Raw genomic sequence first — 26,109 nt, 5'->3', positions numbered from 1 at the left:
CTGGCCGGGTACGCGGAACTGACAGAATATGAGCATGGCCTACGAGTTCGAGCGCACGCAACGGATCGCCGTCCTCGGAGGGGGACCCGGCGGCTACGAGGCGGCACTCGCCGCGGCCCAGCTCGGTGCGGAGGTCACCCTCATCGAGCGTGCGGGCGTCGGCGGCTCAGCCGTGCTCACCGACGTCGTGCCCTCGAAGTCGCTCATCGCCACCGCAGAGGCATCCAACGCCGTGAAGGAGGCGGCAGACCTCGGCGTGCAGTTCTACGCGAAGGGCGAGGCCGAGAAGGCCGTCAAGCCGCAGGTCGCGATCAACCTCGCCGCCGTGAACAAGCGGCTCCTCGGACTCGCCGCGCAGCAGTCGGAGGACATGCGCTCGAACCTCCTCGAGGCCGGCGTGCACCTCGTGCACGGCGAGGGTCGCCTCGACGGCCCCAACGCGGTGATCGTCTCGACGGCGAAGGGCGGCACCGACTTCGACCGCATCGAGGCCGACACGCTCGTGCTCTCGGTCGGCGCGTCGCCGCGCGTGCTGCCGACGGCGGTGCCCGACGGCGAGCGCATCCTGACCTGGACGCAGCTCTACTCGCTCCAGCAGGTGCCCGAGCACCTGATCGTCGTGGGATCCGGCGTCACCGGCGCCGAGTTCGCCTCGGCGTACCGGGCGCTCGGTGCGAAGGTCACGCTCATCTCGAGCCGCGACCAAGTGCTGCCCGGCGAAGATGCCGACGCGGCATCCGTCATCGAGAAGGTGTTCAAGCGCAACGGCATGAAGGTGCTGAACAAGTCGCGCGCCGAGTCGGTCGTGCGCGAGGGCGACGGCGTCGTCGCGACGCTCTCCGACGGGCGCGAGGTGCACGGTTCGCACTGCCTCATGGCGGTCGGCTCGGTGCCGAACACGCGCGACCTCGGGCTCGAGCAGGCGGGCGTGCAGCTCGCCGAGTCGGGGCACATCCGGGTGAACCGGGTGGCGCGCACCTCGATGCCGAACATCTACGCGGCCGGCGACTGCACGACGTTCCTGCCGCTCGCCTCGGTCGCCTCGATGCAGGGGCGCACGGCCGTGTTCCACGCGATGGGCGACGTCGTGAACCCGCCCGAGAACCGCAACATCACCTCGAACATCTTCACCCAGCCCGAGATCGCGACCGTCGGCTGGACCGAGAAGGAGATCGAGGAGGGCGTCGTGCCGGGCGTCGTCTACAAGCTGCCGCTGTCGTCGAACCCGCGCGCGAAGATGATGGGCATCCGCGAGGGCTTCGTGAAGCTCTTCGCCTCGAGCGGCTCCGGCTCGATCATCGGCGGCGTCATCGTCGCGCCGAAGGCCTCCGAGCTCATCTTCCCGCTCGCGCTCGCCGTCGAGCACCGGCTCACGGTCGATCAGTTCGCCGAAGCGTTCCCGGTGTACCCCTCGCTGTCGGGCTCGCTCACCGACGCCGCGCGAGCCATGCACATCGTGCGCTGAGTCCCTCGCCTGCCGAGCCGCACCGGCCGTCGCGCCGAGTCGTGTCGTCGCGTCGCGTCACGCCGCGCGGAGCCGCGCCCGCCTGGTGACGACGCCCGGGCGTACGCTGGGTCACACGCAGCGTCGCGGCCGCGGCGCGCCGACGGCTTGGGGGAGCGATGAACCTGCGCGTGAAATCGGTCGAGGCCTCGATCGCCGACTCGGTCGACGAGTCGAGGAGCCTCAAACGCTCGCTCGGCACCTGGGACCTCGCCCTCATGGGCATCGCGGTCGCGGTCGGCGCCGGCATCTTCTCGGTCGGGGCGCAGGCCGCCGCGAACTTCGCGGGGCCGAGCGTCATCCTCTCGTTCGTGCTCGCCGCCGTCACGTGCGGCCTCGCGATCATGTGCTACGCCGAGTTCGCCTCGACGGTGCCCGTCGCCGGCAGCGCCTACACCTTCACCTACGCGACGATGGGGGAGCTGCTCGCCTGGATCATCGGGTGGGACCTCATCCTCGAGATGTTCACCGCCGCTGCGGTGCTCGCGAAGTACTGGGGCGTGTACCTGTCGGAGGCGCTCCTCGCGTTCGGCGTGCCGTTCCCGGCGACGTTCTCGATCGGCGGCATCGAGGTGAGCTGGCCCGCCTTCCTCATCGTCGCGGTCTTCACGGTGCTGCTCGTCGCGGGCACGAAGCTCACCGCGCGCGTGGGCGCCGTGTTCACGCTCATCAAGGTCGCGATCGTGCTGTTCGTGATCGTCGTGGGCTTCTTCTTCGTGCAGGCGGCCAACTTCACGCCGTTCATCCCCGAGGCGGTGCCCACCGAGGGCGGGGCGGCGGATGCCTGGACGCAGTCGTTGTTCGCCTGGATGACGGGTGCGGCGCCGGCGCAGTACGGCGTGTTCGGCATGCTGGCCGCGGCATCCCTCGTGTTCTTCGCGTTCATCGGGTTCGACGTGGTCGCGACGAGCGCCGAGGAGGTGCGCGAGCCGCAGAAACGGCTGCCCCGGGGCATCTTCCTCGGGCTCGGCATCGTGACGCTGCTCTACGTGCTCGTCTCGATCGTGATGACGGGCATGGTGCCGTACACCGAGCTCGCGGCTGAAGAGAGCCCGTCGCTCGCGACCGCGTTCCGGCTCGTCGGCCAGGACTGGGCGTCGGCCGTCATCTCGCTCGGCGCGCTCGCTGGTCTCACGACCGTGATCATGGTGCTGCTGCTCGGCCTGTCGCGCATCGTGTTCGCGATGAGCCGCGACGGGCTGTTGCCGCGCTGGCTCTCGAAGACGACCGAGCACACGAAGACCCCGGCGCGCATCCAGATCATCGGCGGCACGGTCGTCGCCCTCGTCGCCGCGTTCACCGACGTCGGCCTCCTCGAGGAGATGATCAACATCGGCACGCTCTCGGCGTTCGTGCTCGTGTCGATCGGCGTGGTCGTGCTGCGCCGCACCCGGCCCGACCTCAAGCGCGGCTTCACGGTGCCGCTCTCGCCCGTGCTGCCGATCCTCTCGGCGGCGCTCTGCGTGTGGCTCATGCTCAACCTGACGACGCTCACCTGGGTGCGGTTCCTCGTGTGGCTCGTGCTCGGCGTCGTGATCTACCTGCTCTACGGCCGGCGCCGGTCCCGCCTCGCGGGCGAACGCGTGAGCGAGGTCGAACTGCCGACCGCTCAGGGCACCTGAGCCCGCGACCGCTTCGCCCGATCAGCCGCGAGCGCGGATCGCCGCGAGATGCTCGGGGCGCCGCGGCACGACGTGCGCGGCGTACTCGGGATGCTTCGGCAGCCAGGCGCGCACGTAGGGGCAGACCGGCACGATCGCGAAGCCGCGCGCGATCACGTCGTCGACGACCGTCCGCACGAGGAACGAGGCGAGCCCCTGGCCTGCGTAGCCGTCGTCGACGCCGGTGTGGATGAGCACCCGCTCGGTGCGGCCCGAATCGCCGAGGACGTCGACGTACTGCTCCTCGCCGATGACGGGGTCGGGTGCCGTGGACGCTCCCGACGCGGCATCCGCCTCGATCGAGTCGACGACCGCGGATGCCTCGTGATCGAGCAGCACGTAGCGCGACTCGGCCGGCCGGTCCTCGACGGTGAAGCGTTCTGCGGTCATCACCGGAGCCGCCCCTCCGCGTCCCGTGGCCTGACGGGATGCTCGCTCAGGATCGAGATGCGGTTGAAGAGGTTGATGGTCGCGGCGACCCATTCGGCGGCGACGAACTTGCGCTCGCCGAGCACCTGCCGTGCGGCGGCGAGGTCGGCCTGGGCGTCATCGGTCAACGGCAGGCGGGTCACGGCTTCCGCGACCGCGAGCACCGCCTCCTGCCGCGGCGAGTAGCGGTCGGTCTCGCGCCAGGCCGGCAGCAGGTCGAGCAGCTGCTGCGCGACGCCGGCCGCGCGGGCCTGCCTCGAGTGGAGGTCGAGGCAGAAGCCGCACCCGTTCAGCTGGGAGGCCCGGACCTTGATGAGCTCGATCTCCTCGGCGCCGAGGCCGAGCTCGGCCGCCTCGCGGGCGACGACGGCCGAGTAGTCCGAGGCGGCCTGCCATGACGCCGGACCGCACTTGTCGAGGTACGGACGCATCGGGCAGGCTCCTCTCCGAGAACGGCCGTGGCCGCGAAGGTGTCTACGCGTCGGCGATCGACAGCAGCAGGTGGCCGCTCGAGACGGTCGCGCCGGCCTCGGCGTTGATGCCGCCGACGACGCCGTCCTTGTGGGCGACGATGGGCTGCTCCATCTTCATCGCCTCGAGCACGAGCACGAGGTCGCCCTTGACGACCTTGTCGCCCTCGGCGACGGCGACCTTGACGACGGTCGCCTGCATGGGCGCCTTCACGGCGTCGCCGGTGCCGGTGTCGACGGCGTGCGAGCCGCTGCGGCGGCGCGGGGCGGGGCCGGCGGTGCGCGAGAGGGATGCTCCGCCCGCGAGTCGCTTCGGCAGGCTGACGTCGATGCGTCGGCCGGCGACCTCGACGACCACGTTCGTGCGCGCGGCGGGCCCCGTCGTCTCCTCGAGCTCGCCCGACCACGGCTCGATCGTGTTGTCGTACTCGGTCTCGATCCAGCGCGTGTACACCGAGAACGGCTCGTCGCCGGCCGGGGCGAAGGCGGGGTCGTCGACGATGTCGCGGTGGAAGGGCAGCACGGTCGGCAGCCCGGCGACCTCGAACTCGTCGAGGGCGCGGCGGGCGCGCTCGAGCGCGTCCTTGCGGTCGCGGCCGGTGACGATGAGCTTGGCGAGCAGCGAGTCGAAGGCGCCCGAGATCTCGTCGCCGCTCGTCACGCCCGAGTCGACGCGCACGCCGGGACCGCCCGGGAAGCGCAGCTGGTGGATCGGGCCCGGCGCGGGCAGGAAGTTGCGGCCCGGGTCTTCGCCGTTGATGCGGAACTCGAACGAGTGGCCGGTCGTCACAGGGTCGGGGTAGTCGAGCACGCCGCCCTCGGCGAGTCGGAACTGCTCGCGCACGAGGTCGAGGCCCGTGACCTCCTCGGACACGGGGTGCTCCACCTGCAGGCGCGTGTTCACCTCGAGGAACGAGACCGTGCCGTCCTGGCCGATGAGGAACTCGCAGGTGCCGGCGCCGACGTAGCCGACCTCCTTGAGGATCGCCTTGGAGGCGCTGTACAGCGCCTCGATCTGGGCATCGGTGAGGAACGGCGCGGGCGCCTCCTCGACGAGCTTCTGGTGCCGGCGCTGCAGCGAGCAGTCGCGCGTCGACACGACGACGACGTTGCCGTGCTGGTCGGCGAGGCACTGGGTCTCGACGTGGCGGGGCTTGTCGAGGTACTTCTCGACGAAGCACTCGCCCCGGCCGAACGCGGCGACCGCCTCGCGGGTGGCGGACTCGAACAGCTCGGGCACCTCGTCGCGGGTGCGAGCGACCTTGAGACCGCGGCCGCCGCCGCCGAACGCCGCCTTGATCGCGACGGGCAGGCCGTGCACGTCGACGAAGTCGAGCACCTCCGAGGCATCCGCCACGGGGTTGAGGGTGCCGGGCGCGAGCGGCGCGCCCACCTTCTCGGCCACGTGCCGGGCCGACACCTTGTCGCCGAGGCGTTCGATCGCCTCGGGCGACGGGCCGATCCAGATGAGGCCCGCGGCGATGACGGCGCGGGCGAAGTCGGGGTTCTCGGCGAGGAAGCCGTAGCCGGGGTGCACGGCGTCGGCACCCGAGCGACGGGCCACCGAGAGGATCTTGTCGATGACGAGGTACGTGTCGGCGCTCGTCGTGCCGTCGAGCGCGTAGGCCTCGTCGGCGAGCTTCACGTGACGGGCGTCGCGGTCCTGATCGGCGTACACGGCGACCGAGCCGAGGCCGGCGTCGCGTGCGGCGCGGATGACGCGGACGGCGATCTCTCCACGGTTGGCGATGAGGACCTTGGTGATGCGCGGCATGAACCCCAGCCTATTGCGCAGCGCCGTCAGGCCTTTGGGTGACCTCCACAAAATGATCGGAAGTCTCTTGCGGCAGTTGACAATCGACCCCCGGGTCAGGCGCCGCGGTTCCAGAGCGAGGTCCAGTCGACGCCGAGCTCTCGCACGAGGTCGCGCAGCGTCGACAGCGAGAGGCCGACGACGGTCGACGGATCGCCCTCGACGCGGCGGATGAACGGCCCGCCGAGCGAGTCGACCGTGAACGCGCCGGCGACGAGCAGCGGTTCGCCCGAGGCGATGTACGCGTCGATCTCGGACTCGTCGAGCGCGGCGAAGCGGACGGTCGCGACATCGGCCCGTCCGACCGCGCCGTTCGCGCGGCCGCCCCGGTGGTCGATGAGCCAATGGCCCGACCACAGGTCGCCGTGGCCGCCGTTCTGGGCGAGCCAGCGCGCCTTCGCGACCTCGGGCGTGTGCGGCTTGCCGTGGATCGCGCCGCCCGTGAGGAACGCCGAGTCGCCGCCGAGGATGAGCCCGTCGATCGGCTCGCCGCCCGGCTGGGCGCCCACGAGCGCCTCGGCCTTCGCGCGGGCGAGCAGCTGCACCATGTCGGGCGCCGCGAGCGGGCCGTCGATCGCCTCGCGTGCCGCTACGGCCGCCTCCTCGTCGACGCCGGGTGGCACCGCGATCGGCTCGATGCCCGCCGAGCGCAGCGTCTGCAGGCGGGCGGGCGACGTTGAGGCGAGGTAGAGGCGCATCCCTCCATCCTGCCCGCGGTCAGGCGGCTGTGGAATGCTCGGAGCATGGTGAACCCCGATCGTCGACGCAGCAACCGATCCCGCCGCCGCCCGGCGGGCTCCGCAGCTGCCGCGCCTCGCGTCCAGCGCCCCGCCCCGGCCGAACCCAGGCTCGACGGGCCGGTGCTCGAGCTCGACGTCGAACGGATCGCGCACGGCGGCGTCGCCGTCGCGCGACACGAGGGCCGGGTGGTCTTCGTCGCCGACGCGATTCCGGGCGAGCGGGTCAGGGCCCGCGTCACCGACGACTCGAAGGCGAAGTTCTGGCGCGCCGACACCCTCGAGGTGCTCGACGCCTCGCCCGACCGGCGCGAGCACCCCTGGGCCGAGGCGGGCGTCGACCGCGCGCCCGAGCTCCGCGCGGGCGGTGCCGAGTTCGGCCACATCGCGATGGCCCGCCAGCGCGCGCTGAAGGCCGAGGTGCTCGTCGACGCACTCGCGCGGTTCGGCGGCGTCGAGCGCGCCGTCGCCGTCGAGGCCGTCGACCCCGCCCTCGCGCCCGGCGCCGACGCCGAACAGGGCACCGGCTGGCGCACGCGCCTGCGGCTCCAGGTCGACGCCGAGGGCCGGGTCGGGCCGTACGCGTCGCGCAGTCATCGCGTCGTGCCGGTCGCGTCGGTGCCGCTCGCGGTACCCGAGCTCGCGCCGCTCGCCCCGCTCGACGAGCGGTTCGCCGGCGCCACGGCGGTCGATCTCGTCGCACCGTCGCTCGGCAACCCCTGGGTGGTCGTCGACACGGGCGAGTCCACGCGCGGCGGTCGTCAGCGCATCGAGGAGCAGGTCGGCGACCGGGTCTTCCGACTCGACCGGGGCGGCTTCTGGCAGGTGCACCGCGGCGCCGCGGCGACGCTGACCTCGGCTGTGCAGCAGGCCGTCGACGCCGAGCTGTTCGACCCGCGGGCGGCGAACCACGACCTCTACGGCGGAGTGGGCCTGCTCGCGGCGGCCGTCGGCGACCGCTTCGGCGAGACGGTGCGCATCACGAGCGTCGAGTCCGACGCGCGGGCGACCGAGCACGCCGGCGCGAACCTCGCCGACTGGGTCGGCGCCCGCGCGATCACCGGCCGGGTCGACCGCTACCTCGACGAGCTCGTCGCCACGGCCGCCGCGAGCCGCACCGAGCGCGACCGGCTGCACGCCGCGACCGTCGTGCTCGACCCGCCGCGTTCGGGCGCCGGTCGCGAGGTGGTCGACCGGCTCGCCGAACTCCGCCCCCGGCAGCTCGTGTACGTGGCGTGCGACCCCGTCGCGCTCGCCCGTGACGTGGGACTGCTGCGCGAACGCGGCTACGAGCTCGACGAGGTGCGCGCGTTCGACCTCTTCCCGAACACCCACCACGTCGAGGCGGTGGCGCGGCTGACGGTCGCCGGGTAGCGCACGCGCGCTCGACGCCGCCGGCCGGGGGACACCGACGTCGACCCTCGACGATGCCGGGACTGCGCCGCGCCCGACGCCGGCGCGCGGCATCCGTGATCGCAGCGGCATGTCGCGCCCGACGGCCGATCACGGCGGTCGTCGACCGCTATCGTTGAGTCCGAGCCCGCAACCGACGAGAAGGGGGACCTCGTGGCAGACGGCGCGCATCAGGCGACGGTCGCGATCGTCGACGACCACGAGGCCGTACGGCTCGGTCTGCGCGCCGCGTGCGAAACGGCGGGGTACGTCGTGGTCGCCGACACGGCCGACGTCGCGACCCTCATCCCCATCATCGACGGTCGCCCGTGCGACGTCGTCGTGCTCGACCTCTCGCTCGGCGACGGCACGAGCGTGACCGAGAACGTCCGTGCGGTGCTCCGCACCGGCAGCGCGGTGCTCGTGCACAGCATCGCCGACCGGGTCGCGGCGGTGCGCGAGTCGCTCGCCGCCGGGGCTGCGGGCGTCATTCCGAAGGCCTCGCCGATGTCGGCGGTCATCGCGTCGATCGCGACGGTCGCCGCGGGCGGCGTGCTCAACAACGTCGAGTGGGCGAGCGCGATCGAGGCCGACCGCGACTTCGCGAAGGCGCAGCTCGGCCGGCGCGAGCGCGACGTGCTCCACCTCTACGCCTCGGGACTCCCGCTCAAGGCCGTCGCCATCCAGCTCGGCATCGCCCACTCGACGGCGCGCGAGTACCTCGACCGCATCCGCGCGAAGTACGTCGAGGTCGGTCGTCCAGCCCCCACGAAGGTCGACCTGCTGCGTCGGGCGGTCGAAGACGGCATCCTGCCGGGCCTCGACGACGGCGGAGATGCCCGCTCCTGAATGGCGGGTGCCCCGCCTCGCGCGGCGCCGCGCCACCGTGACGAGGGCCCAGGTCGAGACGATCGTGGCCCGGGCGCTCGGGCTGTTCGGACTCGTGTTCGGCGCCCAGACGGTGCCGCTCGCGCTCGCGCAGGCCGATGCGCTCGGCCGGGGTTCCGGCGCCGCGCTCATGGCGGGCCTCTACGGGGCGATCGCCGCCCTCGCGGTGGCGACCGCCATGAAGTCCGCCGTGCGCGTGGCGTGCCTCGTCTTCGCCGGACTGTACGCCGTGGCCCTCATCGTGTGGCCGCTCCTCGTCGCCGACCCCGCAGCGCTCGACGGCGCGGCGCCGTGGCTCTACTACCTCTGCACCGTCGCGACGACGGCGGCCGTCGTCGCGCTGCCCCCGATCTGGGCGGCCGCGTACACGTTCGTGATCCCCGCCCTCTACGGCGTCATCCGGGTGACCCCGTCGGGCGGCGGCGCGCCGCCGCTGCTCGCCGTGCTCGACGCCGTCTACGCGATCGTGCTCGGCGTCGTGGTGCTCGCGATCGTCACGATGCTGCGCGAGGCCGCCGAGGCCGTCGACAACGCCCAGGAGGCGGCCCTCGAGCGCTACGACCTCGCGGCTCGCCAGCATGCGACCGAGGCCGAACGCGTCAAGGTCGACGCGCTGGTGCACGACTCGGTGCTGACGACGCTGCTGTCGGCGGCCGCGGCCACCACCCCGGGCGAGCAGCAGCTCGCGGCGCGGATGGCGCGCGATGCGTTGCACCGCCTCGACGAGGCGGGGGCGACGGGCCCGCGTGCGCTCGACCGGGTCGGGCTCGCCGTGCTCGTGCGGCGGTTGCGCGCCGCGCTCACGACGTTCACGACGCCGTTCACCGTGCGCGTCGTGAACGCGGCCGGCGTCGAGCTGCCGGTGGAGGCGATCGACGCCCTCTACACGGCGTCCGTGCAGGCCATGGTCAACAGCCTGCAGCACGCGGGCGAGCCCGGACGACGGGTACGCCGCGACATCCGGATCCGCGGTGTGCGAGCCGGCGGTTGCGTCATCGAGATCTCCGACAACGGCATCGGGTTCGACCCCGCCACGGTGCCGGCCGTGCGGCTCGGACTGCGGGTCTCGATCGAGGAACGCCTCTCGAACGTCGGCGGCAGCGCCGACATCGCCTCGCAACCGGGCCACGGCACGACCGTCACGCTCGCGTGGCCGGCGGGCGCGGGGCACGCGCCGCGCACCGACGCGGGCCGGCTCGGCGGGCCGTCGCCCGCCGACGGCGAGGAGGTCGACTCGTGATCACGATTCCCCGCTGGCTCCTGCTCGTCCTGGGCGCCCTCTTCTCCGCCTATCACGTGGTGCTCGGCATCTACTCGATCGGGATCCCCGCGTCGCCCTGGCCGGCGGCCGCGGCGCTCCTCCTCTACGCCGCCGCGACGGTCATGAGCCTGTGGCCGTCCCGCCGCATCCGCATGCCCGACTGGCTCGCCGCGTTCGACCTCGCGGTGAGCCTCGTCGTGCCGGTGCTCGTCACGGGCCAGCTCGACCCCGCCGTCGACAACGGCTACGCGACCTGGTACGTCGCCGCGGTCGGCACCCTCATGACGATCGCCGCGGCACGCCGCCGGCTGGTCACCGCGTGGCTCGGCGTCATCGCGCTCGCCGTGCAGACCGTCATCTGGGCCGGCCCGCTCGCTCTCGGCTCGCTCGGCGTCATCGGCAGCATCGTCTGGGTGGCGATCGCGCACATGCTGACGAGCGCGCTCGCGAGCGCCGGCCGCGAGACCCGGCGCTACGCGCAGGCCGAGCGCGAGGCGGCGGCGTGGCAGGCCGCGCAGGACGCGCACCTCTTCGAGGGTCGCATGCGCCTCGCGCACACGAACCGCGTCGCGGCGCCCATGCTGCGCCGCATCGCCGACCTCGACGGCCGGCTCAACGACGCGCAGCGAGCCGAGTGCCGCCTGCTCGAGGCGACGGTGCGCGACGAGATCCGGGGCCGGATGCTGCTCACCGACGCCGTCCGGGCCGAGGTGCAGCGCGCCCGCCAGCGGGGCATCGACGTCACGTTGCTCGACGAGGGCGGCATCGACGACCTCGACGAGGCGGCGCGCGACCGGGTGCTCTCGCAACTGGCCGAGGCCATCGCCGGGTCGACGGCCGATCGGATCATCGCCCGCACGGCCGCCGAGGGATCGCCGACCGCGGTGACCGTCGTCGGGCTCGTCGAGGGCGGCGATTCGGAGGCCGGTCTGGGGGACACCGACGACCTCGACGTGGAGCTCTGGCTCGAGATCCCGCGCGCCTGATCGCGGGCGGAGCAGGCGGCGGCGGAAGAACGCGGTCCGCAGCGGCCCGGCGACGAACGGGTCACGCCGTCGGTCCTGCCCCCGCGGGTGCGCTGCCGAACTGGATGCGGTCCGTCAGGACATGAAGGAGGGGACCCAGGACATGAAGGAGGGGGACCGATCCTCGATCGGTCCCCCTCAAGCCCGAGCCACGGCGACAACCCGAATATCGCCCTGGCTCGCCCCCAACAGGTCATCGGTTACCCGACCGATGACTGTGGCGGCTCCAGTGGAGCCTGCACATCAATAGTCCATGATCTGCAAGCCCGATACCAGTCAGCATTTCGGGGGACAGCCGTGTCCCCCTGCGAGGTGGGCACCGGATCGACCCGCGCGAGGGCGCGCGGGACTCCGCCGGCGCCTGCCGGACGAAACGGGGTACACGCGATCAGCGGAGCGAGCGCACCCAGCGACCCGGGCCGACCTCGACCGGCCGGCGGAACGCCGTCGTCGACCGCACCCACGGGTCGCGGCCCGGTTCGGCCTCGGCGGCGGAGGCGTCGACGGCCGCTTCGGCGTCGACCGCGGCGAGGAGCACCGCGGTGACCGCTGCGGCCTCCTCGTCGGTCACGCTGGTGAGGATGCGCAGGTCGACCGCGCGGGGGTCGCCCCCTGCCACGGTCCGCGCCGTGCCCGAGGCATCCATCTCGTCGTCGTTCATCGTCGCGCCCCTTACAGCGGGATGTTGCCGTGCTTCTTGGACGGCAGGCTCGCGCGCTTCGTGCGCAGGGCGCGCAGCGCCTTCACGACGGCGACCCGCGTGGCGGCCGGCTCGATCACGCCGTCGAGCTCGCCGCGCTCGGCGGCGAGGAACGGCGAGGCGACGTTGTACGTGTACTCGTTCGCGAGCTTCGTGCGCACGGCTGCGACGTCTTCACCCGCCTCCTCGGCGCGCTTGATCTCGCCGCGGTAGAGGATGTTCACGGCGCCCTGACCGCCCATGACGGCGATCTCGGCCGTGGGCCACGCGAGGTTGATGTCGGCACCGAGCTGCTTCGAGCCCATCACGATGTACGCGCCGCCGTAGGCCTTGCGCGTGATGACGGTGACGAGCGGCACCGTCGCCTCGGCGTACGCGTACAGCAGCTTCGCGCCGCGGCGGATGACGCCCGTCCACTCCTGGTCGGTGCCGGGCAGGTAGCCGGGAACGTCGACGAGCGTGAGGATCGGGATCGAGAACGCGTCGCAGAAGCGCACGAACCGCGATGCCTTCTCGCCCGCGGCGATGTTCAGGGTGCCGGCCATCTGCGACGGCTGGTTGGCGATGATGCCGACCGTGCGACCCTCGACGCGGGCGAAGCCGACGACGATGTTGGGTGCGTAGAGCGGCTGCACCTCGAGGAAGTCGCCGTGGTCGACGACGCCTTCGATGACCGAGTGCATGTCGTACGGCTGGTTCGGCGAGTCGGGGATGATCGTGTTCAGCCGCTTGTCGTCGTCGGTGATCTCGAGCTCCACCTCGGAGTCGTACACCGGCGCGTCGGTCATGTTGTTGTCGGGCAGGAACGACACGAGCGTGCGCGCGTAGTCGAGTGCGTCGGACTCGTCGCTCGCGAGGTAGTGCGCGACGCCCGAGACGGTGTTGTGCGTGAGCGCGCCGCCGAGCTCCTCCATGCCGACGTCTTCACCGGTGACGGTCTTGATGACGTCGGGACCGGTGACGAACATCTGGCTCGTCTTGTCGACCATGATCACGAAGTCGGTGAGGGCGGGGGAGTACACCGCTCCGCCCGCGGCAGGGCCGCAGATGATCGAGATCTGCGGGATGACGCCCGAGGCCTGCGTGTTGCGGCGGAAGATCTCGCCGTACTTGCCGAGGGCGACGACGCCCTCCTGGATGCGGGCGCCGCCCGAGTCGAGGATGCCGATGATCGGCACGCCGACCTTGATGGCGTGCTCCATGATCTTGATGATCTTCTCGCCGGCGACCTCGCCGAGCGAGCCGCCGAAGATCGTGAAGTCCTGCGAGTACACGGCGACCTGGCGACCGTGGATCGTGCCGGTGCCGATGACGACGGAGTCGCCGTAGGGGCGCTTCGCGTCCATGCCGAAGGCGTGGGTGCGGTGGCGCACGAACTCGTCGAACTCGACGAACGAGCCCGGGTCGAGGAGCTCGGCGATGCGCTCGCGCGCGGTCATCTTGCCCTTGGCGTGCTGCTTCTCGATCGCGGCCTCGCCCGACGCGGTCACCGCTTCGTGGTAGCGCTGCTTGAGGTCGGCGAGCTTGCCGGCGGTCGTGGAGAGGTCGGGGCCGTCAGTCGATTCGGTCACGTCGTTCACTCTACCGGCGGGCATCCGGGCGAGTTCGTTGACGGTTTCCTACAAATCCACTCGCGAGTTGCCCGACTATGCACAAAAGCGGTCGACTCGCGGCCCGGTCGGACCCGCGTGGCGGTCCGACCGGCGGGCCGTAGGGTGTGAGGCATGGAGTGGGAGCGATCGCGCGCGGCCGTGCCGCGCTTCGAGTTCCTCGCCGAGGCGGGGTCGACGAACGACGAGCTGCGCCGGGCGGCGACGAGCGAGGATGCAGCGGGCTGGCCGCACGGCTCGGTGATCGTCACCGACAACCAGACGAAGGGTCGTGGCCGGCTGGGCCGCACCTGGCTCGCACCGACCGGCAAGACGCTCGCGATCTCGCTCCTCCTGCGGCCTGCGCTCGGCGGGGGGAGAGCGTTCCCGCCCGACGCGTACGGCTGGATCCCGTTGATCGCCGGGGCGGCGATGACCGAGGCCGTGCGCAACGCCGTCGACGCCGCGGCGGCGCGTGTCGCGGCGACCGACCCCGAGCACGATGCCGACGACCGCTCGGGCGGGGTGTCGGTCGAGCTCAAGTGGCCGAACGACGTGCTCGTGTCCGACTACAAGATCTGCGGCATCCTCTCGGAGCTCGTGCCAGCGACGGAGGACGTGCCGGCCGCCGTCGTCGTCGGCGCGGGACTCAACCTGACCCTCGACGAGCACGACCTGCCGACGCTCACGTCGACCTCGCTGCTGCTCGCGACGGGCGTCAGGCCCGACGGCGACGCCGTGCTCGCCGACTACCTGACGCGCTTCCTCGCGATGTTCGACGACTTCTGTCGCGCCGGCGCCGACGCGGCCGCCGCCTCGATCGACCGGCGCGTCACCGAGCTCTGCGGCACCATCGGCGCCGAGGTGCGCGTCGAGCTCCCGGGCGACCGCGAGCTCCTCGGCCGTGCCGAGCGGCTCGACGCCGACGGGCGACTCGTGGTCATCGACCGCGAGAACGGCGAGCCCTGGTCTGTCGCCGCCGGCGACGTGACCCACCTGCGCTATTAATGGGCGTATGACGAGAGCCGACGCGCCGATGACGGCTGCGCCGACGGCTCCGCCAGAGCGGGTCGTCGCGCGGGTGCGCCGCCACGCCCGCGTGCTCGTCCTGCCGGTGCTCGTGCTCCTCGTCGTCGCCGCGGGCGCCGGCTACGCCGTCGGCTTCGTCGACGAATCATGGCAGCTGCTCGCCGTCGGCGCCGGTGCGCTCCTCGTGGTCGTGCTCGGCTGCCTGCTGCCGTACCTCGCGTGGCTCACCAGTCGCACGACGATCACGACGAGGCGCATCATCATGCGCCACGGGGTCTTCGTCCGCGTGCGCAACGAGGTCGCGCACGCGCGGGTGCGCGAGGTGACCGTGCGCAAGTCGCCCGGCCAGAGCATGTTCAACTCGGGCGATGTCTTCGTCGACATCGGTCAGGAGAAGCCGGTCGTGCTGCGCGACCTGCCGAAGCCGCAGCTCGTGCAGTCGGCGCTGCACGAGCTCATGGAGGCCGCGCATCGCGGGCCGTACGGGCACCCGCACGGGGCGCCCGCGCCGCTCGACGGCGACACCGTGGCGTGGGGCGGTCGCTGAGCGCGTAATGTAGTCGGGCGCATCCCGCGCGCCCCCGAGCGCGAGACGCACGATGAGCGCGATCCGCTCGATGAAGGGTTCTGACTTGGCCGACGAATGCATCCACGGTTTCGACGACGGGCTCTGCGCCATCTGCTTCCCGCCGAAGCAGGCCGAACCCGTGACGACCGCTCCCGTGCGCGGCTCGACGCGTGAGAACGCGCGCACCGCGACGTACTCGACCCGCACGGCCACGGCCGACGCGGGCCGCCCCTCCCGCCCGGCGCCCTCGGCCCGCCCCCTGACCGCGCCGCCCGTCGACGTGGGGGCGATGCGCATCTATCACGTGACGCACATCGACAACCTCGCGCGCATCCTCGGCGCGGGTGCGATCGTGCCCGACGCCGGCGGGGCGAATCCGGCGGTCGACCTCGCGGCCCCGGCGGTTCGCGCGTTCCGTCGCACCGCCGCGGTGCCCGGCACCGACGCGGTGCTCGCGGACTACGTGCCGTTCCTGCTCACCCCCGACGCGCTCGTCTGGGACGCCGTGCGCACGGCCACCCCGGATCCGCGTCTCAGCGCGGAAGCGGTCGAGCGGCCCGCCGCCGACCACGTCATGCTCGTCGGCTCGGTCGCGGCGGCCAGGGGTGCGTCGACCGCGTCCGGCGCGATCGCCGCGAGCGCCATGGATGCCTCGCTGCCAGGTTCGGCCGTGGTCGTCGAGTGGCCCGACGTCGAGCGGTTGCTGCGCCGACTCGCCCACGACGACGAGTCGGCCCGGCTCGCGACGGCCGAGCTGCTCGTCCGCGGCGACGTGCCGCTCGAGCGCATCGCGCTCATCGCCGTCGCGAACGAGAAGGTGCGCGACCGGGTGCGTGCGGCGCTCGCCGCGGTGGGAGTGCGCGCCCGCGTGGCGGTCTACCCGCCGTGGTTCCTGCCGGCGGCCGTCGACGAGGGCTGAGGCGGCTCCTCGAAGATGGCCCGCTGGGCCTCTTCGACGCGGTCGACCTGCGAGAGCCCGTCTGAGCGATGGTGCCCGTAGACCCAGTACCGGTAGAGCACGAAGCGGAACGCCGTGCCGAGCCCGAGCCCGATGACGTTCGACGAGATGTTGTCGGCGACGAGGTTCGTGAGTCCGAGTGCGTGATGGCTGATCCAGAGGCACCCGAGCGAGATCGCCATGCCGCCCAGCGAGACGATCACGTACTCGGCGAACTCGCGCAGGTAGTTGCGACGACGATGCTTGCGGAAGGTCCAGTACCGGTTGCCGAGCCAGTTGAACACGATCGCGACGCTCGTCGAGATGGTCTTCGCGCCGATCGCCGACTGCGCCCAGCCGTCGGCGCCGAACATGCCGAGTCGCAGGGCGTTGAAGAGCGCCACGTCGATCACGAGGCCGATGAGGCCGACCACGCCGAACTTCAGGGCGTAGGCGATGAGCCCGTGCCAGGCACGGGCGGCGAGACCCTGCTGGCGATCGGGAGCGACGGTGGTCACCGGCACATCCTATTCCCCGAGCCCTAGACTGAACTGGGCGTCGACCGGCGCCGAGGCGATGAGAACTGGGGTGCACGGAGTGCGGGTCGGAGTGATCGGCGGCGGACAGCTGGCCCGGATGATGATTCCTGCGGCGATCGAGCTCGGCGTCGAGATCCGGGTGCTCGCCGAGCAGCCCGGCATGTCGGCCGAGATCGCCGCCGATCGGGTGGGCGACTACACCGACACGGCGACCGTGCTCGAGTTCGCGAAGACCGTCGACGTCGTCACGTTCGACCACGAGCACGTGCCGCAGGACGTGCTGCGGGCGATGGTCGACGCGGGCGTGCCGGTGCATCCCGGTCCCGACGCCCTGCGGTTCGCGCAAGACAAGCTGCTCATGCGCGAGCGCCTCTCCGAGCTCGGCCTGCCCGTGCCCGACTGGGCGCGCGTCGAGACCGTCGACGAGCTCGACGCGTTCATCGCCGCCCACGGCGGAGCGGCCGTCGTGAAGACGCCGCGCGGCGGGTACGACGGCAAGGGCGTGCGGGTCGTGCGCAGCGCCGGCGAGGTCGCCGAGTGGTTCTCGACGATCGTCGAGGACGGCCGGCAGGGCGCACTCCTCGTCGAGGAGCTCGTCGACTTCCGACGTGAGCTCGCGCAGCTCGTCGCCCGTCGTCCGAGCGGCGAGATCGTCGCGTGGCCCGTCGTCGAGACGGTGCAGGTCGGCGGGGTCTGCAGCGAGGTCATCGCCCCCGCGCCGCGTTCGGCCGGCCGGCTCGCCGACGTCGCGGCCGACGTCGCCGTCACGATCGCCGAGGGGCTCGGAGTCACGGGCGTGCTCGCGGTCGAGCTCTTCGAGACGACCGACGACCGCATCCTCGTGAACGAGCTCGCGATGCGCCCGCACAACAGCGGGCACTGGTCGATGGACGGCGCGACGACGGGGCAGTTCGAGCAGCACCTGCGCGCCGTGCTCGACCTGCCGCTCGGCGCGACGGGCAGCCGCGACGAGTGGTCGGTCATGGTCAACGTGCTCGGCGGTCCCGCCGAGGGCGTGCTCACCGACCGCTACGCCGAGGCGCTCGCGGGGCACCCGACCGTCAAGGTGCACAACTACGGCAAGGCGCCGCGTCCCGGTCGCAAGATCGGCCATGTGACGGCGACGGGCGACGATCTCGACGCCGTCGTGTACGAGGCGCGGGCCGCCGCCGCGTTCTTCCAGGACTGAGGCGCCACCGTCGGTCGGGTCGGCGCGCAGGTGTCGTTGCGGGGATCTCCCAGCGCCCGGCCGTACACTCGATCAAGTGACTGAGACGAACAGCAGCCCGCTCGTCGGCGTCGTGATGGGGTCGGACTCCGACTGGAACGTCATGCGCGACGCGTCGGCGGTCCTCGACGAGTTCGGCGTCGCCCACGAGGTCGAGGTCGTCTCGGCGCACCGCACGCCCGAGAAGATGATCGCCTACGGCAAGGAGGCGGCCGCGCGCGGTCTCAGGGTGATCATCGCGGGCGCCGGCGGCGCAGCGCACCTGCCGGGCATGCTCGCCTCCGTCACGACCCTGCCCGTGATCGGCGTCCCCGTGCCGCTCGCGAAGCTCGACGGCCTCGACTCCCTGCTCTCGATCGTGCAGATGCCCGGCGGCATCCCCGTCGCGACCATGGCCATCGGCGGTGCGAAGAACGCCGGCCTCTACGCGGTACGCGTGCTCGGGGCATCCAACCCGGCCCTGCAGGCCGCCCTCGACACCTACGCGCGCGATCTCGCGGCCCTCGTCGAGGAGAAGAACGAGCGGCTGAAGCAGTCTCGATGAGCGTCGCAGCAAGCCCCATCCGCTATCCGGATGTCGCCTCGCGCACCGTGATGACCCGCCGCGGGTGGTGGCTCGTGGTGCTCAACTTCCTCATCCCCGGCGCCCCGCAGGTGCTCGCCGGCAACCGCCGGCTCGGCCGTTTCGGGCTCGGCGCGACGATGGTGTTCTGGGTGCTCGCGATCCTCACCGTGCTCGGATGGTTCCTGTGGCGGCCGTTGCTGTTCACGATCGCGACCACGACGTGGACGCTGTGGCTCATCGCCGTCATGCTCGTCTTCTACGCCGTGCTGTGGGTCGTGCTCACGCTCGACACGCTGCGGCTCGTGCGCATCGTCAAGACGGCTCCGTCGGCTCGCGGCTGGATCGCCGGCCTCACGACGCTGGTCATGATCGTGCTGTCGGGGGCCGCCGCGTACGGTGCGTACTTCTCGTTCACCGCGAGCGGCGTCATCTCGTCGATGTTCGTGGCCGGCCCCAGCCTGCCGCCCGACGAGAACAACCGCTACAACATCCTGCTGCTCGGCGGCGACTCCGGTCCCGACCGGGAGGGCATGCGGCCCGACAGCATGTCGATCGTGTCGATCGACGCCGACACCGGCGAGGCCGTCACGATCGGACTGCCGCGCGACCTCGAATACTTCCCGTTCCCCGACGGCTCGCCGCTCGCCGAGGTGTATCCCGAGGGTTACGGTGCGATCGACGGCTGCGAGGTCGACGTCTGCCAGCTCAACTCGGTCTACACCGAGGTCGAGCTGAAGAGCCCCGAGATGTACCCCGACGCGGTCGCACGCGGCTCCGAGCCCGGCATCGAGGGCATGCGCGACGCGGCCGAGGGCATCACCGGCCTCGACATCCAGTACTACGCGCTCATCGACATGCAGGGCTTCGAGGCGCTCATCAACGCGCTCGGCGGCGTCGACATCGACGTCGAGACCCGCATCCCCATCGGCGGCGACGAGGACAACAACGGCGTCGACGGCTGGATCGAACCGGGCAAGCAGCACCTCGACGGCTACCACGCGCTCTGGTACGGCCGGGCGCGCTACGGCGTCGCCGGCGGCGACTACGAGCGGATGGCGCGCCAGCGCGTGCTGCAGGAGGCGATCCTGCGCCAGTTCACGCCCGCCAATGTGCTCGCGAAGTTCCAGGAGGTCGCCGCGGCCGGCGCCGACACCGTGAAGACCGACCTCCCGCAGGGGAGCCTCGGCTACTTCGTGAACCTCGGCATGAAGACCAAGGAACAGCCGATGCAGCACGTCGAGCTCACGCCCGACAACGGCATCGACCCGACCGACCCCGACTACGAGTACATCCGCCAGCTCGTGCACGACGCGGTCGTGCCGCCCGCGACCGAGGAGCCGGCCGAGTAGATCGGGCGGGGGAGGCCGGCCGACGGCGGTCGTCGGCGTGTGCGGGTCGTGGCGAGACGGATGCCTCGGGGCCGACGCCGTCAGATCTCGGCGTGGAGCGCCCAGACGCGCTCCGCCGAGTCGCGCCAGCTGAACGCGTGGGCGCGGTCGGAGCCGGCGACCGAGAGACGCTCGGCGAGGTCGGCGTCGCCGGCCACGTCGGAGATCGCGGCGGCCAGCCGCTCGGCGTAGCCTGCGCCGCCCTCGCCGACCTCGACCTGACGGCCCGCCTCGGCCGAGACCTCGACGTAGGCCGGGGTGTCGGAGTGGATCACGGGGACGCCGAGGTGGAACGCCTCGATGAGCGACGTGCCCGAACCCTCGTCGTGGCTCGGCGCGACGTAGGCCGTCGCACCGGAGAGGACGGTCGCGAGGTCGGCCGGATCGGCGATTTCGAGCGCACGCACCCGGCCGGGGGCGACACCGGCCTCCTCGGCGACCGTCGCGAGGTGCAGTTCGCCCCAGTTCTCGGGCCCGAGCACCACGAGCGGCAGGTCGGGGCCGCCCTGCGAGCCGAGCGCGGCGAGCACGTCGACGACGCCGTTGCGGGGGTCGAGGGAGCCGGTCGTGACGAGGTAGTCGGCGGGGAGGGCGAACCGTGCCGCCCGGTCCGCCGCGTCGCGGGGCATCTTCAGCCCGAGACGCGGTGCCGTGCCGATGACGCGCACTCGGTCGCCGAAATCGGCGACCATCGAGAGCCGTTCGGCCAGCGCGTGCGTGGGAACGACGACGGCGTCGGCGTGCTTGCGGGCGCGCTTCAGCATGCCCTTGTGCCACGCCACGCTCGTGGACGTGAGCGACTCGGGGTGGGTCCACGCGAGCAGGTCGTGCACCGTGACGACCGTCTGGTCGCCCGCCGTGCGGTCATGACGTCGCAGGGGGGCGAAGAGCCCGGGAGCGTGCACCATGCCGCCGCCGGGTGAGGTCGTGAGCCCGAACTGCCAGGCCGCGGCGAGCTCGCGACGCGCGAGACTCGTCTTGTAGAGCCCGGACAGGCCGGGGAACCGATCGGTGAGCCGGTCGTAGTCGGCCGGCGGCGACGACGAGACGACGCCCTCGACCTGACAACCGGGCGGGGTCGCCGCGATGAGCGACTCGGTGAGCGCCTCGGTGTAGCGGCCGAGCGCACCGGGCACCGGCGCGACCACTTGGTCGACGATCATCCGAAGCGTCGTGGGCATGCCCCTCCTTCGAGCGTCACAGGCGACCCTCCAATCTATCGCGCGCCTTTCCGAGAATCCGGCGAGAGCCGCATGCTGTGGAAAGCCCGTGCGCCCGGACAGGGCAAGATAGTCAGGGAGCCCGTCGCGAGCCACGGGCCCGTCAGCCGAGATCAGCGAGAGTCGATGAGTCCGTCACCAGTGCCCCCACGCGTCGTCGCCGTCGTCGTCGCCTACAACCGGGCGGCCCTCCTCGCCGAGGTGCTCGGCGCGCTCGCGGCCCAGCAGTTGCCGCTCGCGAAGGTCGTCGTCGTCGACAACGCGTCGACCGACGACTCCGCCGAGGTCGCCCGCGCTGCCGGCGATCTCGTCGACCTCGTCTCGCTGCCGCGGAACACGGGCGGCGCCGGCGGGTTCGCCGCGGGCATGGCGGTCGCGCTCGCCGATCACGACCCCGACTGGCTCTGGCTCATGGACGACGACACGGTGCCGACCGCCTCGGCGCTCGCCGAGCTCGTCGGCGCGGTCGACGGCACCGACCTCGTCGCCGCGGGCTCGCGCGTCGTCTGGCACGACGGCACCGAGCATCCGATGAACACGCCCCGCGAGAAGCCCTTCGTCGACCGCGACGAGCGCATCGCCGCGGCGCGCCGCGGAGGCATCCCGATTCGCAGCACCTCGTTCGTCTCGATGCTCGTGCGCGCCGACGTCGTGCGCGAGATCGGGCTGCCGATCGCCGACTACTTCATCTGGAACGACGACTTCGAATACTCCACCCGCGTGCTGCGCGGCCGACGTGGCGTGCACGTGCCGTCGTCGGTCGTCGTGCACAAGACCAGGGTGCTCGGGGCGACCGACGCCGACCCCGGTCCGCGGTTCTACTACGAGGTGCGCAACAAGCTCTGGATGTTCCGTCGCTCGTCGAGCCTGTCGGCGGGGGAGAAGCTCGTCTACGGCGCGTCGAGCGTCCGCCGATGGATCCGCACGTTCACGCGGTCGGACGACCGTGCCGTGCTCCGCGACGGCTGGAAGCGCGGCTACCGCGACGGCACTCGCACGAGGCCCCGCCCCAACGCGATGTCGCTCGACGGACTCGGGCGGGCGACCGACGCCGTGCGCCTGGTGGAACCGACGTGAGCGCGCCGTTCTCGCTGCTCATGCCGGTCTACCGCGGCGACGACGCCGCGCACTTCGCGAAGGCCTTCACCTCGACGGTCGGCGAGCAGACGGTGCGGCCGGCCCAGGTCGTGCTCGTGCAGGACGGACCCGTCGACGACGAACTGTCGGCGGCGATCGACCGCGTCGTCGACGAGAGCCCGGTGCCGGTCACGCACCACGCCCTCGACGAGAACGTCGGGCTCGCGCGTGCGCTCGACCTCGGACTGACGCTGTGCGAGCACGAGATCGTGGCCCGCATGGACGCCGACGACATCTCCCTGCCCGAGCGCTTCGCCAAGCAGCTCCCGGTGATCGAGGGCGGCGCCGACCTCGTCGGCACCGGCATGTTCGAGTTCCTCGACGACGGCGGGGCGATCGTCGCGCGCCGGACACCGCGCACCGGCCACGACGAGATCTCGCGCTATGCGCGGTTCCACGATCCGTTCAGCCACCCGACCGTGATGTACCGGCGCACCGCCGTCGAACGGGCCGGCGGGTACCAGCCCCTCGGGCTCATGGAGGACTACTGGTTGTTCGCGAGGATGATCGACACCGGAGCATCCGTCGAGAACCTCGCCGACCCGCTCGTCATGTACCGCGTCGGCGCGGGCGCCTACGCCCGCCGAGGCGGGCGCGCCCAGTGGCGCAGCGAGCTCGAGCTGCAGCGCGCGCTGCGCCGCATCCGGTTCACGAGCCGCTGGGAGTACGTGCGCAACGTCACCGTGCGCGGCGTGTACCGGTTCGTGCCGGAGCGGGTGCGGAAGGTCGCCTATCGCAGGCTGATCGCGCGCGGGGGCACGGCGGCCTGAGGCGCCGCGTCAGCGGCCGCCGTCCGCGATCTCGTCGAGCACCCGGGCGAGCGCCGAAGCCGACGCCGACTCCGACGCGTGATCGCGCGCCCAGCGATTGCCCCTGACCGCCTGGTCGCGCATGCGTCGGGGGTCGTCGAGCAATGCCGAGACCTGCTCGTAGATGTGCTCGTGCGGGGTGACCAGCCAGGCGCCGGTGGCCTCGGACCCGAGATCGGGCTCGAGCCGGGGATCGGCACTGCAGAGCATGGCGGCACCGCGGGCCATCGCCTCGATGCCGAAGACACCCGGCACGTATGCGTAGAACTGGTTGAGCACGATGTGGGCCTCGTCGATCGCGGCGAGCACCTCGGTGTTCGAGGCGTTCGTGAGCTCGCGGTACTCGACGTTCGGGCGCTCGGCGCAGATGCGGTTCATCGCCTCACGCACGAGCGCCGTGCCCTTCACCGTCGGGTTCGACGGCGCGTGCAGGACCACGATGCGCTCGGGGGCGTCGAATCGCGAGAAGTCGTCCGTGAAGTTCGCGTCGGGATGGAAGTAGAGGAAGGGGTGAGTCCGACGCGTGAGGTAGGACGTCTGGTCGACCGACATCGAGAAGATCGCGTCGGAGAATTCGTCGGCCACTGCTGCCCGCCGGCGGACCGGTTCCTCGTACTGGTCCGTGAGGAGCTCGGGCCGTGCCTCGGCGAGCTTGGAGCCGACGTTCGGCCGGCCCGTGCGGTCGGCGAGCTCGCACATGAGCCGGAGCGATCGGATGTCGGTGCCCGTGAAGTACGTGACGAGCCGCTTGCCGCGGCGCTTCAGGAACGCGAACTCGAACCGTCGCTCGTCATCGACGATGTCGAGGAACCCGGCGCGACCGACGTACACGAAACCGCGGGCGCGGCGCAGCAGCCACGCGAACACGATCGCTCCGCCGTAGAGCCGACGGAACCGTCCCCATCGGCCCTCGTCGTCGCGGATGACGACGTCGTAGTCGACGTCGTAGAACGGGTGCGGCTGCTGCACGACGCTCACCGATCCGGGAATGGCGTCGGCCAGGTGCCGAGTGACCGACGCGACCTCCTCGACGCCGACGACCCAGTCGACCTTGCGGCGGAACCAGCCGACGGGGGCGAACAGTGCGTACGCCACCGTCGTCAGGCGCCGCTGGTGTCGCGTGAGCGCGCTCGTCATCGCCCGCGGGACTCCGCGATGCTCGCGACGAGGGCGTCGCGCACGAGTTCGAGATCACGTTCGTCGAGCTGCTCGTACAGGGGGAGCGTGAGCGCCTGCCGGTGCGCCCTGGTCGAGTTCGGCAGCAGTGCGTCGCCGATACCGAACCGATCGCGGAAGTAGGGCTGCAGGTGCATGCCGTAGGTGCCGAGCGTGGTCTCGACGTCGCGGCGCGCCATCGACCTGATCACCTCGTCGCGGTCGATCCCCTGGTCGAGCAGGACGACGTACGACTGGTACGTCGGTTCGATGCCCTCGGGTACGACGGGCACCCGAGCGCCCTCGACGTCGGCGAGCAGGCCGTCCAGTACGCGGGCGCGGGCCCGCCGCTGCTCGACGATGCCGTCGAGGCGCGACATCTGCACGACGCCGATCGCGGCATGCACGTCGCTCAACCGGTAGTTGTACCCGGCGTCGACGAACTCCATGTAGAGCTCGCCCCGCACGGCGCCGTGGGCACGGAGAACGCGCAGCCGGTCGGCGAGCTCGGGATCCGACGTCGTGATCATGCCGCCCTCGCCGGTCGTGATGACCTTGCGCGGATGGAACGAGTAGACGCCGGCGGTGCCCAGCGATCCCGCCTGCCGGCCGCGGTAGCTGCCGGCGAGCGCGCACGCCGCGTCTTCGAGGACGGGCAGCCCGTGGGCGGCCGCCACGGCGTTGATCGCGTCCATGTCGGCGCAGAGCCCGAACGCGTGCACCGGCATGATCGCCTTGGTGCGCGGCGTGATCGCGGCCTCGATGAGCGTCGCGTCGATGTTGAAGGTGTCGAGGTCGATGTCGACGAACACGGGCGTCGCGCCCGTCTCCACGACGGCGTTCGCCGTCGCCGGGAAACTGAAGTCGGGAATGACCACCTCGTCGCCCGGACCGACCCCCAGTGCGTGCAGTGCGAGGTGGAGTCCGGTCGTCGCCGAGCTCGTCGCGAACGCGTAGGCCACGCCGGCCTTCGCAGCGACGAGACGCTCGAACTCGGCGGTGCGCGGGCCCTGGGTCAGATATCCGCTCGCCAGCACCTCCGCGACGGCCGCGGCCTCCTCGACGCCGAGCACCGGGACGTTCAGCCTCATGCAAGGACTCCGCGGTACCAGTCGATCGTGCTGGCCAGCGCGTCGTCGGAGAGCGGCGTCGGCGCGTGGCCGAGGATTCCGGTCAGCTTCGTGACGTCGGCGCAGTGGCGGCGAACGTCGCCGGGGCGCTCGTCGGTGTGGACGACGGGGTGGTCGGGGCGGTCCATGATGGCGAGGATGCGGCGGACGAGGTCGTTCACCGACGTCTCCACTCCGGTCGCGACGTTGAGGACCTGCCCGCGGCAGCGAGGCTCGTCGTGGATGCGGGCGATCAGGTCGGCGGTCTCCTTGACGTACGTGAAGTCGCGCGTCTGCTCGCCGTCGCCGAAGATCTCGATCGGCCGGTCCTCGAGCACGCGCCGGACCACGATCGGGATGATGCCCGCGTAGCTTCCGGGGTTCTGGCGGGGTCCGATGTTGTTGAACGGCCGGATGACGGTCGCGTCGATGCCGAACGTCTGCACGTACGACTCGATGATGTGGTCGGCGGCCGACTTGCTCGCGGCGTACGGCGTGATCGCGTCGTGCGGGTGCTGCTCGTCCATCGGGACGTATCGCGCCGAGCCGTAGGCCTCAGAGCTCGACACGTGCACGAGACGCTCGATCAGGCCCCGGCGGACGATCTCGCAGAACGTCGTCGCGATGCCGACGTTGGTCTGCACGGTCCACGCCGGGAACGTGAGCGAGGTCGGCAGCGGGATGACGGCGAGGTCGAACACGACGTCGACCTCGTTGCGCTCGACCACGTCCTGCATCGCGGCCAGGTCGGCGGCATCGAGCCGGACGACCTCGATGTCGGGCCGGGCGATGACGGCGTCGCGGAGATTGTCCTCGTTGCCGAGGAAGAAGTTGTCGACGACCGTGATCTTGCTCGGCTCGTCGCGGATGAGCCGATCGACGAGATGGCTTCCGATGAAGCCGGCTCCGCCCGTGACGAGGACTGACTTGGATCGAACGGACATCGACATCCCAAC

Annotated in this window: 25 protein-coding genes; 14 read left to right on the top strand and 11 right to left on the bottom strand. The window is 71.7% G+C overall.

What is annotated here, in order from left to right; genetic code table 11:
* Positions 1–34 precede the first annotated feature (34 nt).
* Together MUN74_RS02815 and MUN74_RS02810 are read left to right on the top strand one after the other, a co-directional pair.
* Positions 35–1,465 (top strand): NAD(P)H-quinone dehydrogenase, encoded by a 1,431-nt coding sequence (locus tag MUN74_RS02815; RefSeq protein ID WP_244854886.1) that lies wholly within the window; start codon positions 35–37, stop codon positions 1,463–1,465.
* A 158-nt stretch (positions 1,466–1,623) separates the two neighbouring features.
* The gene (locus tag MUN74_RS02810; RefSeq protein ID WP_244854885.1) at positions 1,624–3,126 is read left to right on the top strand and encodes an amino acid permease; all 1,503 of its coding nucleotides are present in this window, start codon (positions 1,624–1,626) and stop codon (positions 3,124–3,126) included.
* Between the two features lie 21 nt (positions 3,127–3,147).
* Here the strand turns inward: MUN74_RS02810 and MUN74_RS02805 are convergent, their stop codons facing one another.
* The 4 genes from MUN74_RS02805 to MUN74_RS02790 all read right to left on the bottom strand — a co-directional run bounded on the left by MUN74_RS02805 (position 3,148) and on the right by MUN74_RS02790 (position 6,575).
* Complete coding sequence (locus tag MUN74_RS02805; protein ID WP_244854883.1) at positions 3,148–3,555, bottom strand: GNAT family N-acetyltransferase; 408 nt, start codon at positions 3,553–3,555, stop codon at positions 3,148–3,150.
* Entirely contained in the window at positions 3,555–4,025 is a 471-nt protein-coding gene (locus tag MUN74_RS02800) for a carboxymuconolactone decarboxylase family protein (protein ID WP_244854881.1), read from the bottom strand. Before MUN74_RS02800 ends, MUN74_RS02805 begins: the two co-directional genes overlap by 1 nt.
* A gap of 43 nt (positions 4,026–4,068) precedes the next feature.
* Positions 4,069–5,838, bottom strand: a complete 1,770-nt coding sequence (locus MUN74_RS02795) for an acetyl/propionyl/methylcrotonyl-CoA carboxylase subunit alpha (RefSeq protein ID WP_244854880.1) — start codon at positions 5,836–5,838, stop codon at positions 4,069–4,071.
* A 95-nt stretch (positions 5,839–5,933) separates the two neighbouring features.
* On the bottom strand, positions 5,934–6,575 hold the full coding sequence (locus MUN74_RS02790; RefSeq protein WP_244854879.1) for a Maf family protein: 642 nt from the start codon (positions 6,573–6,575) through the stop codon (positions 5,934–5,936).
* 45 nt (positions 6,576–6,620) lie between these two features.
* Here MUN74_RS02790 and MUN74_RS02785 point away from each other — a divergent pair, with 45 nt between their 5' ends.
* From MUN74_RS02785 to MUN74_RS02770, 4 genes are all read left to right on the top strand, one after another.
* Entirely contained in the window at positions 6,621–7,988 is a 1,368-nt protein-coding gene (locus MUN74_RS02785) for a class I SAM-dependent RNA methyltransferase (protein WP_244854878.1), read from the top strand.
* A gap of 192 nt (positions 7,989–8,180) precedes the next feature.
* Entirely contained in the window at positions 8,181–8,855 is a 675-nt protein-coding gene (locus MUN74_RS02780) for a response regulator transcription factor (RefSeq protein WP_244854876.1), read from the top strand.
* Positions 8,842–10,134 (top strand): sensor histidine kinase, encoded by a 1,293-nt coding sequence (locus tag MUN74_RS02775; protein ID WP_244854874.1) that lies wholly within the window; start codon positions 8,842–8,844, stop codon positions 10,132–10,134. Before MUN74_RS02780 ends, MUN74_RS02775 begins: the two co-directional genes overlap by 14 nt.
* Positions 10,131–11,141, top strand: a complete 1,011-nt coding sequence (locus MUN74_RS02770; protein WP_244854873.1) for a hypothetical protein — start codon at positions 10,131–10,133, stop codon at positions 11,139–11,141. The genes MUN74_RS02775 and MUN74_RS02770 overlap by 4 nt, the downstream gene beginning before the upstream one ends.
* A gap of 427 nt (positions 11,142–11,568) precedes the next feature.
* On the opposite strand, the gene MUN74_RS02765 is transcribed toward MUN74_RS02770, so the two are convergent.
* On the bottom strand, positions 11,569–11,841 hold the full coding sequence (locus MUN74_RS02765; RefSeq protein ID WP_244854871.1) for an acyl-CoA carboxylase epsilon subunit: 273 nt from the start codon (positions 11,839–11,841) through the stop codon (positions 11,569–11,571).
* Between the two features lie 11 nt (positions 11,842–11,852).
* Complete coding sequence (locus MUN74_RS02760) at positions 11,853–13,475, bottom strand: acyl-CoA carboxylase subunit beta (RefSeq protein WP_244854869.1); 1,623 nt, start codon at positions 13,473–13,475, stop codon at positions 11,853–11,855.
* Between the two features lie 129 nt (positions 13,476–13,604).
* On the opposite strand from MUN74_RS02760, the gene MUN74_RS02755 reads away from it, so the two are divergent.
* The 3 genes from MUN74_RS02755 (at position 13,605) to MUN74_RS02745 (ending at position 15,985) form a co-directional block, all read left to right on the top strand.
* Positions 13,605–14,477, top strand: coding sequence for a biotin--[acetyl-CoA-carboxylase] ligase (locus tag MUN74_RS02755; protein ID WP_244854867.1), 873 nt, complete (start codon positions 13,605–13,607; stop codon positions 14,475–14,477).
* A 7-nt stretch (positions 14,478–14,484) separates the two neighbouring features.
* Complete coding sequence (locus MUN74_RS02750) at positions 14,485–15,045, top strand: PH domain-containing protein (RefSeq protein WP_244854866.1); 561 nt, start codon at positions 14,485–14,487, stop codon at positions 15,043–15,045.
* An 85-nt stretch (positions 15,046–15,130) separates the two neighbouring features.
* Entirely contained in the window at positions 15,131–15,985 is an 855-nt protein-coding gene (locus tag MUN74_RS02745) for a DarT ssDNA thymidine ADP-ribosyltransferase family protein (RefSeq protein WP_244854864.1), read from the top strand.
* Here the strand turns inward: MUN74_RS02745 and MUN74_RS02740 are convergent.
* Positions 15,943–16,521 (bottom strand): GtrA family protein, encoded by a 579-nt coding sequence (locus MUN74_RS02740; RefSeq protein ID WP_244854862.1) that lies wholly within the window; start codon positions 16,519–16,521, stop codon positions 15,943–15,945. The two genes, MUN74_RS02745 and MUN74_RS02740, sit on opposite strands and share 43 nt — an antisense overlap.
* A 118-nt stretch (positions 16,522–16,639) precedes the next feature.
* Between MUN74_RS02740 and MUN74_RS02735 the strand changes: the two genes are divergently transcribed.
* The 3 genes from MUN74_RS02735 to MUN74_RS02725 all read left to right on the top strand — a co-directional run bounded on the left by MUN74_RS02735 (position 16,640) and on the right by MUN74_RS02725 (position 19,684).
* Entirely contained in the window at positions 16,640–17,731 is a 1,092-nt protein-coding gene (locus MUN74_RS02735) for a 5-(carboxyamino)imidazole ribonucleotide synthase (protein WP_244854861.1), read from the top strand.
* A 115-nt stretch (positions 17,732–17,846) separates the two neighbouring features.
* On the top strand, positions 17,847–18,314 hold the full coding sequence (purE, locus tag MUN74_RS02730; protein ID WP_244856330.1) for a 5-(carboxyamino)imidazole ribonucleotide mutase: 468 nt from the start codon (positions 17,847–17,849) through the stop codon (positions 18,312–18,314).
* Complete coding sequence (locus tag MUN74_RS02725; protein ID WP_244854859.1) at positions 18,311–19,684, top strand: LCP family protein; 1,374 nt, start codon at positions 18,311–18,313, stop codon at positions 19,682–19,684. The genes purE and MUN74_RS02725 overlap by 4 nt, the downstream gene beginning before the upstream one ends.
* An 80-nt stretch (positions 19,685–19,764) precedes the next feature.
* Here the strand turns inward: MUN74_RS02725 and MUN74_RS02720 are convergent, their stop codons facing one another.
* Positions 19,765–20,904, bottom strand: a complete 1,140-nt coding sequence (locus MUN74_RS02720) for a glycosyltransferase (protein WP_244854858.1) — start codon at positions 20,902–20,904, stop codon at positions 19,765–19,767.
* A 165-nt stretch (positions 20,905–21,069) separates the two neighbouring features.
* Between MUN74_RS02720 and MUN74_RS02715 the strand changes: the two genes are divergently transcribed.
* Entirely contained in the window at positions 21,070–22,020 is a 951-nt protein-coding gene (locus tag MUN74_RS02715; protein WP_244854856.1) for a glycosyltransferase, read from the top strand.
* Complete coding sequence (locus tag MUN74_RS02710) at positions 22,017–22,850, top strand: glycosyltransferase (RefSeq protein WP_370647337.1); 834 nt, start codon at positions 22,017–22,019, stop codon at positions 22,848–22,850. Before MUN74_RS02715 ends, MUN74_RS02710 begins: the two co-directional genes overlap by 4 nt.
* 9 nt (positions 22,851–22,859) lie before the next feature.
* Here MUN74_RS02710 and MUN74_RS02705 read toward each other — a convergent pair whose 3' ends face one another.
* The 3 genes from MUN74_RS02705 to MUN74_RS02695 are packed head-to-tail and all read right to left on the bottom strand — an operon-like array spanning position 22,860 to position 26,097.
* Complete coding sequence (locus MUN74_RS02705; RefSeq protein ID WP_244854855.1) at positions 22,860–24,026, bottom strand: hypothetical protein; 1,167 nt, start codon at positions 24,024–24,026, stop codon at positions 22,860–22,862.
* Positions 24,023–25,135 (bottom strand): DegT/DnrJ/EryC1/StrS family aminotransferase, encoded by a 1,113-nt coding sequence (locus tag MUN74_RS02700; RefSeq protein ID WP_244854853.1) that lies wholly within the window; start codon positions 25,133–25,135, stop codon positions 24,023–24,025. Before MUN74_RS02700 ends, MUN74_RS02705 begins: the two co-directional genes overlap by 4 nt.
* Positions 25,132–26,097 (bottom strand): dTDP-glucose 4,6-dehydratase, encoded by a 966-nt coding sequence (locus tag MUN74_RS02695; RefSeq protein ID WP_244854852.1) that lies wholly within the window; start codon positions 26,095–26,097, stop codon positions 25,132–25,134. The genes MUN74_RS02700 and MUN74_RS02695 overlap by 4 nt, the downstream gene beginning before the upstream one ends.
* Positions 26,098–26,109 lie beyond the last annotated feature (12 nt).

This window comes from Agromyces sp. H17E-10 (genome assembly GCF_022919715.1).
Classification (GTDB): Bacteria; Actinomycetota; Actinomycetes; order Actinomycetales; family Microbacteriaceae; genus Agromyces.
The sequence above is the reverse complement of the archived record's forward strand: the minus strand, read 5'-3'. Positions and strand labels throughout refer to the sequence as shown.

Bases quoted from the DNA above. Each gene is read 5' to 3' on its own strand.
- MUN74_RS02815 (WP_244854886.1), top strand. From the start codon at position 35: ATGGCCTACGAGTTCGAGCGCACGCAACGGATCGCCGTCCTCGGAGGG.
- MUN74_RS02810 (WP_244854885.1), top strand. From the start codon at position 1,624: ATGAACCTGCGCGTGAAATCGGTCGAGGCCTCGATCGCCGACTCGGTC.
- MUN74_RS02805 (WP_244854883.1), bottom strand. From the start codon at position 3,555: ATGACCGCAGAACGCTTCACCGTCGAGGACCGGCCGGCCGAGTCGCGC.
- MUN74_RS02800 (WP_244854881.1), bottom strand. From the start codon at position 4,025: ATGCGTCCGTACCTCGACAAGTGCGGTCCGGCGTCATGGCAGGCCGCC.
- MUN74_RS02795 (WP_244854880.1), bottom strand. From the start codon at position 5,838: ATGCCGCGCATCACCAAGGTCCTCATCGCCAACCGTGGAGAGATCGCC.
- MUN74_RS02790 (WP_244854879.1), bottom strand. From the start codon at position 6,575: ATGCGCCTCTACCTCGCCTCAACGTCGCCCGCCCGCCTGCAGACGCTG.
- MUN74_RS02785 (WP_244854878.1), top strand. From the start codon at position 6,621: ATGGTGAACCCCGATCGTCGACGCAGCAACCGATCCCGCCGCCGCCCG.
- MUN74_RS02775 (WP_244854874.1), top strand. From the start codon at position 8,842: ATGCCCGCTCCTGAATGGCGGGTGCCCCGCCTCGCGCGGCGCCGCGCC.
- MUN74_RS02765 (WP_244854871.1), bottom strand. From the start codon at position 11,841: ATGAACGACGACGAGATGGATGCCTCGGGCACGGCGCGGACCGTGGCA.
- MUN74_RS02760 (WP_244854869.1), bottom strand. From the start codon at position 13,475: ATGCCCGCCGGTAGAGTGAACGACGTGACCGAATCGACTGACGGCCCC.
- MUN74_RS02755 (WP_244854867.1), top strand. From the start codon at position 13,605: ATGGAGTGGGAGCGATCGCGCGCGGCCGTGCCGCGCTTCGAGTTCCTC.
- MUN74_RS02750 (WP_244854866.1), top strand. From the start codon at position 14,485: ATGACGAGAGCCGACGCGCCGATGACGGCTGCGCCGACGGCTCCGCCA.
- MUN74_RS02735 (WP_244854861.1), top strand. From the start codon at position 16,640: ATGATGATTCCTGCGGCGATCGAGCTCGGCGTCGAGATCCGGGTGCTC.
- purE (WP_244856330.1), top strand. From the start codon at position 17,847: ATGGGGTCGGACTCCGACTGGAACGTCATGCGCGACGCGTCGGCGGTC.
- MUN74_RS02725 (WP_244854859.1), top strand. From the start codon at position 18,311: ATGAGCGTCGCAGCAAGCCCCATCCGCTATCCGGATGTCGCCTCGCGC.
- MUN74_RS02720 (WP_244854858.1), bottom strand. From the start codon at position 20,904: ATGCCCACGACGCTTCGGATGATCGTCGACCAAGTGGTCGCGCCGGTG.
- MUN74_RS02715 (WP_244854856.1), top strand. From the start codon at position 21,070: ATGAGTCCGTCACCAGTGCCCCCACGCGTCGTCGCCGTCGTCGTCGCC.
- MUN74_RS02705 (WP_244854855.1), bottom strand. From the start codon at position 24,026: ATGACGAGCGCGCTCACGCGACACCAGCGGCGCCTGACGACGGTGGCG.
- MUN74_RS02700 (WP_244854853.1), bottom strand. From the start codon at position 25,135: ATGAGGCTGAACGTCCCGGTGCTCGGCGTCGAGGAGGCCGCGGCCGTC.
- MUN74_RS02695 (WP_244854852.1), bottom strand. From the start codon at position 26,097: ATGTCCGTTCGATCCAAGTCAGTCCTCGTCACGGGCGGAGCCGGCTTC.